The organism is Mycolicibacterium novocastrense, from assembly GCF_001570485.1.
Lineage (GTDB): Bacteria > Actinomycetota > Actinomycetes > Mycobacteriales > Mycobacteriaceae > Mycobacterium > Mycobacterium novocastrense.
In genome coordinates this window covers 1-7929 of record NZ_BCTA01000057.1, presented here as the reverse complement: position 1 = coordinate 7929, position 7929 = coordinate 1, and the positions used below count along the sequence as shown (strand labels likewise).

Sequence of the window (7929 nt, the reverse complement as noted above, 5' to 3'; positions counted from 1 at the left end):
CAGCGCCGGTGGCCACCCATGGCCCAAGAAATACCGACACGACAACAACCCCAGCGACCAGTCACTGCCTCACTCACGAAAGATCGAGGCTAGTTGTCGCCTGGGATGGCCGTCGGCGCCGGCGTTGCAGTCAGCGTCGGCGAGAACGGGTTGGGCCCGGGTGAGATGCGCGGCGCCTTGTCAGTGGTCTCGACCGGCGGCGGCGCTTCGGTGGTGGTTGTCGTCGTGGTGGTCGTGGTGGTCTCTTCTGGCGCCTTCTCCTCGCTGGAGCACGATGCGCTGAACATGACCATCGCGACCGCGGCTGTACCACCCGCGACGGCGGCGATGCGACGACCGATCCGAGCTGACCTCATGATTGCAGTCCTAACTGTCCCGACCGGCGCCAGAAAGCTTCAAGATCAAAGCCGGCGTTCGAACTCTAACCGAAGATCGGCACCGGCGCTCAGTTCGAAACCGCAGCTAGCGGCGCTGCGGGGACTAGGAGCCGGACTTCAGCGCGCCGAGCGCCTCGGCCAGCGTCGGATACAGCGAGAACACCTGGTCGAGTCCGGTCAGCTGGATCGGTCTGCTGGTCGCCGGCCCGTCGGCCACGACCGCGAAGCGTGCTGTCTTGCTCACGGTTTCGTGTGTCGCGACCAGCGCCTGCAACCCCGCGGAAGCGAGGAAGTCCACCGCCAGCAGATCGACGACGAGGGCGGTGGGCTCCTGCGTGAGCGCCTCGGTGATCGCGGCCTGGAACGTCGGGACCGTGGCGAGGTCGACGTCACCGCCGACCGTCAACACAGCGATGCCGTCCTCGTGGGAGATCGAAGTGCTTATCGGCTCATTACGTGACAACGGTGGTCCTCCGGTAGGCGCCGCCACCACGACGGCAATGGGGCGAGCTTAACCCGTCGCACCCCGGCACAGATCAGTGCTTCAGGGGTTCATGCTGTGATCCGCAGGCTAATGTCGAGAAGAGACTTGTGCGCTGGGTGATTCCGGTGTGAGCGCGAGCTGGAAGGGCCGACTGCCGCGAACATGACCGAAACCGCAGATTTCTACCAGCGCTACGAGCGCGAACGGGCGAGAGCCGACGATCTCGCCGATCGCGACGTATTCCGCGGCGCGTTGGTCAACTCGCTGCAAGAGGGCTTCTTCGTCACCGATGCCACCGGCTGCGTCGTCGAGATCAACGACGCCTTCGCGGAGATCACCGGATACGGTCAGGACGGCTTGCCCTATCCGATGCCTCATCCCTGGGCGGTCGACGGGGCCGCGGCCGACGATCGCAGGGCCACCCTGGTCCGCGAGGGCCGCCTGACGGTCGAAACCAAGATCAGGCACCGCGACGGACGAACGCGGTGGGTCGCGATCAGCATCAACGCCGTCCCGGACCACCACTCGCGGCGCCGTCTCTACGTCGGCACCATCCGCGATATCACTGCGCCCCGGGCAGCGGCGGAGCGCGACCGGGCGATGGCGCGGTTGGCGACGGCCGTGAGTGTCGCCAAGGACGTCGACGAGGTGCTCGCGATAACGCTCGCGCAGTGCCGCGTACCGCTGGACGCACAGCGCCTGATCACGGTGACGTGGCCGCAGGCCGACGGTGAGGAGCCGACCGTTCGGGTGGCCGGCGAACCCGCGGTGACCTCGTGGCGGGGCCTCGGCGAGGACTGGCGTCGCACGTTCGAGGACGCCCGAACGTGGATACCGCTGACGGTGACGCCAGTCGGCGCGGTACCCAGCGCGGGCACCACCAGGGGCTTCGTCGCGGTACTCTCGGGTGCCCGGGACATGGTGCTGTGCCTCGAGCACAACGCTCCCCGGATGGTCAGCGCTGAGGACCGACGCCTGGTCTCGGCGCTCGTCGGCCACCTCAGCTCGGCCTTGCAGCACGTCCGGCAGTTCGAGAGCGCCAGGGAGACATCGCTGACGCTGCAGCGCTCGCTGCTGTCCCCGATCGATCTGCCGCCCGGATTCGCCGTGCGCTACGAGCCTGCCGTTCATCCGCTGGAGATCGGCGGCGACTTCTACGACGTCCTTCCCGTCGGTGACGGCCGAATCGGGATCGTGGTCGGAGACTGCGTCGGCCGCGGCCTCGCTGCCGCAGCCGTGATGGGGCAGTTGCGGGCATCGACACGCGCCCTGTTGCTCACCGGGGCACGACCGTCGACGGTGCTTGAACACCTCGACTCGGTCGCGGAGTTCATCCCCGACGCCTACTGCACCACCGTGTTCGTCGCGATCGTCGACACCGTGTCGGCAACCGTCGAGTACAGCAGCGCCGGTCACGTCCCCCCGGTGCTGGTGTCGGGAACCGCACCCCCGCAACTGCTCGACCAGGCGAATACGGTCCCCCTCGCGGTGACCCATTCTCGACCGCGCCCGCAGACGACGCATCCCTTGCCCGCGGGCTCGACGCTGATGCTGTACACCGACGGGCTGGTCGAACGGCGCGACCGGTCCATCGACTCCCAGATCGACCAGATGTCCGCGGTGTTGGCCGATACCGCGAGCCTGCCGATAGAGGGCGTCGCCGACGCGGTGCTGAGCGCGCTGGTGCCCGACGGCGGTTTCGATGACGACGTCGCGATCGTGATCTACCGGTCGCCGAAGGCGTCCCTCATCATCGACGACACCGCGACCGCGGCGAAGTTGACCGAGATCCGGCACAAATTGGCGGCGTGGCTGGCGGCGAACGGCGCTTCGGACGAATCGACGTCCGATCTCATCCTCGTCGTCAACGAGGCTTGTTCCAACAGCGTGGAGCACGCCTACCGCGGCCATGAGCCAGGACGTGTTCGCGTCGAGGCCGACATTCACGACACGGCGATCCACGTGCGGGTCACCGATTTCGGGTCGTGGAAGGCGCCGCCTCCCGACCCCGGCACCCGCGGCCGCGGCCTGTTGTTGATGCGCGCCGTCAGCGATCGCGTAGACCTCGACGGCACAGCGGCCGGCACCACCGTGGATATGACGTTTCACTTACCGGAGATTCGAGTTTGAACCAGCTCTGCCCGCCTGGACACCGCCATCGTGGTATTACAAATATTGGCAAGGGAACGTCTGTCGGGAAGAGGCAGCGATGCGGACTGTTTGGCGTGCGCAGGGGCGGTGGGGCCGCTAGGACATCGGGAGGTTCTGTGATCGGATTCGCTCACGCTGCCGTCCATCGGTGTGGCTCGTTGACGGTGGGGGACTAAAAGTAGTGACCCGCAACCAGTTCCGGCTCGAGCCCGGGGGCGCTGAGGCACCCCCGGTCGTCACCGCGGTCGGTGAGATCGACTTGGCGAATGTCGATGAATTCAGCAGCGTGTTGTCGCGCGCGGCCGCAGACAATTCCTCGGTCACGGTCGACCTCACAGGTGTCACGTACTGTGACAGCGCCGCCCTGCGGGAGCTGTTCTCTGTCGCGGCGAACGCCAAACTGGAACTGGTGGTGCCCACGGACGGGCCGATCACCACGCTGCTCGGGATCTCCGGCCTCGACAAGGTCGCAACGGTCACCGTCGTCGATTGAGCGGATCGGCATGCCAGCGCCCAGTTTTCAGCCTCGTCAGCACCCCGAACTGATCACGCTGTTGCATCGGATCCTCGAACGATTGCAGGCCGACCTGGCCAACACCCTGGGCGTGGCTGTCACCGTCCACGACAAGCGGTTCAACGAAGGCGTGTCGACGCTCGCGACGCTCGGTGTCGAAGGCGAGATGATCGCTGCGCAGCTGTCTGGACTGGGCGGCCCGGTCGCCGACGCGCTAACTCATCAGGTGCCGGTGCTGAGCCTCGATCTGTGGACCGATGACCGTTGGCCCGCACTGACCTTCGATGCTGCGTCCGAGCAAGCCAGTGGGATCACCGCCGAGTTGAAAACCGCACACGGAGCGGCGGCGGTGCCCGGCTTCTGGCGCGAGGACGCGGCAATCGTCTTGTCGTGCACATTGACCGAGCCGGCCTCGGCGCTCACCGTCACGACGCTGATCGCTTACGAGCAACTCGTCTCCGCGGCACTGGTCACCACCGCCGCCCAGAACGAGGCCGCGTTCGAGGACCTGTTGGCCGCGCTGCAGTCGCGCGGCGCCATCGAGCAGGCTAAGGGCGCATTGATGGGGTTGGTCGGCTGCGACGCCGAGCAGGCGTGGAGCATGCTGCGTCGCGCGAGCCAGGAGTTCAACGTCAAGCTGCGCGAATTGGCAGTGGCGTTGTTGGAACACATCAGCGGTCGTCCGGCCCAGCAGCCAGGTGTCGCTGAGCCGATCGCCCCTCAGCAGTCGGCGCGTGACGCTGCGCGGCTGTTGTGGACGGCAATGGCCAACGAGCAACGTCGATCCGACGGTCCGTAGCTTCGCCGTCAGGGGCCGCGCTTCGACGCCGCGGCGGCCTCTGCGGCCGCCTCCGCCTCGAGCTCCTCTTCGAGCGCGCCCTCCTCGCGACCGAGGGCGATCGTGGCAGCCGCCATCGCGACGACGGCAGCTGAGATCGCGACCGCCTTCACGCCGCCGACGGTCATGTGCTCGCCGAGAACGACCGCCCCCAGCACCACGGCGACCACCGGTTCGAACACCAGCATCGTCGGCACCGAGGTCTGCAGAGATCCGGCATGAAATGCGGACTGCTGCAGAAACACCGCGAGGACGCCCAGCACGAGAAGCAGGTAGAGCGCCGGGGTGGTGATCACCTTGCCCACCCCACCGTTGGCGAGCAGGAACATCACGATCTTCGTGAGCAGCGCGACCACTCCGAACAGCAACCCGACGGCGACCGCGAGCAGCACCGCACGTTTCCACCCGGCGGTGCGGACGGCCAAGATCACACACGCCGTCACCGCACCGGTGCACACGACCGCCACGAGCGCGGACAAGGGGACGGACGCCTCATAGTCGCCGGGTTGGGTCTTGGCCAGCACCACGAACACCGCCAGCGCCGCGGTGAGCACCACCGCCCACATCCACTCGCCGCGGGTGACCCGACGGTTGGCGAGCCGGGCGCTCAGCGGCAGAGCGAACAGGAGAGCCGACACCAGGATCGGCTGTACCAGTAGCAACGATCCGTTGATCAGGGCGAGGGCTTGAAAGCCATAGCCCGCCAGTGCGGCGGCCGTGCCAGCCCACCACAGTGGTCTGCGCAGCAGCGTCATCACCATCACGGTGCTGACGCCGTGCTCCTCCGGGACGTCCATGGTGGCGCGCTGCCGAACCACGATGCCGATCGCCAAGAAGACCGCGGCGAGCAGGGCGAGCAGGACTACGACACCCTGCTCTACCACGAGTGGCCTACCAAAGCGTTGGCTCCTTCCCGGCCAGGCTGCGGATCGGACAAGCACAACATTACGGACCGCGGACCCGCGCGCCTGGCTCGGCGGCAGCGACCGTTTTGCGAGGTTTGGTGCCCCACCTATCGGGGCATCAAACCGATCATGAACCTGCGACGTTTGCTTGTACTGGTCGGTGCGGTGGTCCTCCTGGTTGGAGTCATCGCCTTGCTGGTCCCTGTGTCGATCTCCGGACCGGACAATCAGAAGATCTCGTGTGGCAACGCCATCGCCGCGGACGACACCGAAGCCAGCCAGGCCAACAGCAACGATCCGAACCAGCTGAAGAACCTGCCGATCATTGATGAGCTGACGGAGGATCCGCCGGACTACGTCGCGCAGTGCCACTCGGCGGTGTCCGACCGACGCATGTGGTCGATCCCCGTGGCGATCATCGGTTTGGTCGTACTCGCCGCCGGTTTCCTGGTCGGCGGTCGCACCACTCGGGCCGGCTGACCCGTCCGACCTCGCGGCGCTAGCTGGCCTCGCGGCCGCCGGCGACCACGCGCAGCGACGGGGGCTCGTGTTCGGGGGCGATCCGGTCGCTGACGGTGGCGACGACCGTGTCGACGCGGTCGACCGCCCGGTCGCACAGACCGCGGACCTTGTCGCTGGCCGTGTCGACGTCGTCGGCGGCGCTCAACAGGTAGGCGCGCACATTGACGCGCAGTCGCTCGCCGGCGGATCGCACGCGGCGACGCAATTGCTCGTCGATCTCGACCGTGACGTAGGGCATCACGCGAAGCTTCATGGAGCCACCCTAGCCGCGGCTTGGCGATCCGCGGTTTGTGCGAGTGGCCGACCCGCGGATTCCCGCAGCGTGATGATGGTCGCGAGCGAGACGACAGCGGCGACGATCAGGTACCACGCGGGTGCCAGGTCGTTGCCGGTCTCGGCGGTCAGCCAGGTGACGACGTACGGGGTGGTACCGCCGAACCCGGCGACGCAGATGTTGTAGCCGATCGAGAATCCGCTGTAGCGCACGGTGGTGGCGAACAGTTCGACGCCCGCCGACACCGCGGTGGAGACGTAGATCGACTCGATGACCGCCAGTCCACAGTGGGCAGCGATCGCGGCGACCAGCGACCCGGAGTTCAGCAGCAGGAAGAGCGGATAGCCGAGCACCGCGAAAGCCACCGATCCGGCGATCAGCATTGGACGGCGGCCGATCCGGTCCGACAATGCGGCCAGCGGAAGGATGAGGATGAGCGCGACGAGGCTGGCCAGCGTGACCGACAGGAACGCGTCTGTCTTGGAGAACTGGAGCGTCTTGATGAAGTAGGTCGGCAGGAACGTGAAGACGACGTAGTAGCCGACGTTGAAGACGATGAACATTCCGATGACTTGCAGGATCGGCCGCCATGACGTCGTGAACGCCTCGCGCAGCGGTGACTCGGCGACGCGGTCGGTCTTGCTGAGTTCGGCGAAGTGTGGTGTGTCGTCGAGGCGCAGCCGGATGTAGAGGCCGACGAGACCCAGCGGCCCGGCGATCAAGAATGGAATGCGCCAGCCGTAGCTCTCCATCGCCGCGGTGGGCAACAGCGCCTGGAGCAGGGTCACGGTGATGGAGCCGAGCAGGAAGCCCAGCACGCCGGACCACACCATGAAGGTGATGGTCAGTCCGCGGCGGCGCTGAGATGCGAACTCGGCGAGATAGACGGCGCCCCCGCCGTATTCACCTCCTGCCGAGAAACCCTGCAGGCAACGCAGGAGCAGAAGCAGCAGCGGCGCGGCGACACCGATCGACTGGTAGGTGGGCAGCACGCCGATGAGGACGGTCGCGCCCGACATCAGCAGGATCACCAATGCCAAGACCCGCTGCCTGCCGAGCTTGTCGCCCAGCGGGCCGAAGACGAATCCGCCGAGTGGACGCATGAAGAAGGCGGCCGCGAATATCGCGAACGTGTTCAGCAGCGCCGCCGTCTCGTTGCCCGCCGGGAGGAAGTTGGCCGCGATGAACGTCGCCAGGAAGCCGTAGATCGCGAAGTCGAACCACTCGACGGCGTTTCCGATCGACGCGCCCGTGACCGCCTTGCGCACATCGCTTGGCATCCGACCTCCCGAAAGTAAGCGCTGCGCTGAGCATTTCGCTTACCCGGCCATAAGCGATGCCAAGAAGATATCGGGCTGGGTCCCCCGTCCGCGAGTGACCGGCTTGTCCATCCCGTCGTCGGCGTCAGCTTTGGCCGAGTCGGAATTCTCAGGAGTCGGAATTCTCAGAAGGGTGGGGGTTCGGTGTCGGTGGTGTTGCTGCCGGCATCGCTGGTGATGTTCCACGTGTCGTCGTGGGTGGGTGGGGGTCTGCTGGGTGCGGTGGTGGCTGGTGCGGTTGTCTTGGCGCGGTCAAGGGCGTTGAGGGCGCGTTCGCGGGTGATGCGGTGGAGGCGGTCTTGGGCGCGGGTGCGTCGTCGACGCGGTGAACTACCCCAGGTTTTGTTCCTACTCGGGTGCGAGGGCCGGGGTCGGCTGGCTCGCTGGGTGTGAGGTGCCGGTGAGGGCGGCCTCGTACTCGGCTGGTGGAACGTAGCCGAGGGCTTCGTGCAGGCGTTTCTCTGGGGGTCCTGCCCGGCTGCCGTGACGGATCTCCGCGTTTCCGCAGGTCACGTGGCTAGTGTCTGAAGGTTATCCATTGCAAC

General features: G+C 66.7%; 9 protein-coding genes. 4 read left to right on the top strand and 5 right to left on the bottom strand.

Annotated features, from left to right (window positions below; translation table 11 throughout):
* Positions 1–89: 89 nt before the first annotated feature.
* Positions 90–356: a hypothetical protein gene (locus RMCN_RS21045; protein ID WP_084377624.1), complete on the bottom strand. Its 267-nt coding sequence runs from the start codon at positions 354–356 to the stop codon at positions 90–92.
* A gap of 124 nt (positions 357–480) precedes the next feature.
* Positions 481–840, bottom strand: coding sequence for an STAS domain-containing protein (locus RMCN_RS21040; protein WP_067393310.1), 360 nt, complete (start codon positions 838–840; stop codon positions 481–483).
* Between the two features lie 183 nt (positions 841–1023).
* Here RMCN_RS21040 and RMCN_RS21035 point away from each other — a divergent pair, with 183 nt between their 5' ends.
* The 3 genes from RMCN_RS21035 (at position 1024) to RMCN_RS21025 (ending at position 4325) form a co-directional block, all read left to right on the top strand.
* Entirely contained in the window at positions 1024–2991 is a 1968-nt protein-coding gene (locus RMCN_RS21035) for a SpoIIE family protein phosphatase (RefSeq protein ID WP_067393307.1), read from the top strand.
* A gap of 202 nt (positions 2992–3193) precedes the next feature.
* Complete coding sequence (locus RMCN_RS21030) at positions 3194–3505, top strand: STAS domain-containing protein (RefSeq protein ID WP_064413787.1); 312 nt, start codon at positions 3194–3196, stop codon at positions 3503–3505.
* Positions 3506–3515: 10 nt separating this feature from the next.
* On the top strand, positions 3516–4325 hold the full coding sequence (locus RMCN_RS21025) for an ANTAR domain-containing protein (RefSeq protein ID WP_064413786.1): 810 nt from the start codon (positions 3516–3518) through the stop codon (positions 4323–4325).
* A gap of 8 nt (positions 4326–4333) precedes the next feature.
* On the opposite strand, the gene RMCN_RS21020 is transcribed toward RMCN_RS21025, so the two are convergent.
* The gene (locus RMCN_RS21020; RefSeq protein WP_174523722.1) at positions 4334–5248 is read right to left on the bottom strand and encodes a DMT family transporter; all 915 of its coding nucleotides are present in this window, start codon (positions 5246–5248) and stop codon (positions 4334–4336) included.
* Positions 5249–5398: 150 nt separating this feature from the next.
* Here RMCN_RS21020 and RMCN_RS21015 point away from each other — a divergent pair, with 150 nt between their 5' ends.
* Entirely contained in the window at positions 5399–5749 is a 351-nt protein-coding gene (locus RMCN_RS21015) for a hypothetical protein (protein WP_064413785.1), read from the top strand.
* A 19-nt stretch (positions 5750–5768) separates the two neighbouring features.
* On the opposite strand, the gene RMCN_RS21010 is transcribed toward RMCN_RS21015, so the two are convergent.
* A complete protein-coding gene (locus tag RMCN_RS21010) occupies positions 5769–6044 on the bottom strand; it encodes a hypothetical protein (protein WP_067393304.1) in 276 nt (91 codons plus the stop codon).
* On the bottom strand, positions 6041–7345 hold the full coding sequence (locus tag RMCN_RS21005) for an MFS transporter (RefSeq protein WP_067393301.1): 1305 nt from the start codon (positions 7343–7345) through the stop codon (positions 6041–6043). The genes RMCN_RS21010 and RMCN_RS21005 overlap by 4 nt, the downstream gene beginning before the upstream one ends.
* Positions 7346–7929: the final 584 nt, after the last annotated feature.

Coding starts and splice junctions, on each gene's coding strand:
- RMCN_RS21045 (WP_084377624.1), bottom strand. CDS start 356: ATGAGGTCAGCTCGGATCGGTCGTCGCATCGCCGCCGTCGCGGGTGGT.
- RMCN_RS21035 (WP_067393307.1), top strand. CDS start 1,024: ATGACCGAAACCGCAGATTTCTACCAGCGCTACGAGCGCGAACGGGCG.
- RMCN_RS21025 (WP_064413786.1), top strand. CDS start 3,516: ATGCCAGCGCCCAGTTTTCAGCCTCGTCAGCACCCCGAACTGATCACG.
- RMCN_RS21015 (WP_064413785.1), top strand. CDS start 5,399: ATGAACCTGCGACGTTTGCTTGTACTGGTCGGTGCGGTGGTCCTCCTG.
- RMCN_RS21010 (WP_067393304.1), bottom strand. CDS start 6,044: ATGAAGCTTCGCGTGATGCCCTACGTCACGGTCGAGATCGACGAGCAA.
- RMCN_RS21005 (WP_067393301.1), bottom strand. CDS start 7,345: ATGCCAAGCGATGTGCGCAAGGCGGTCACGGGCGCGTCGATCGGAAAC.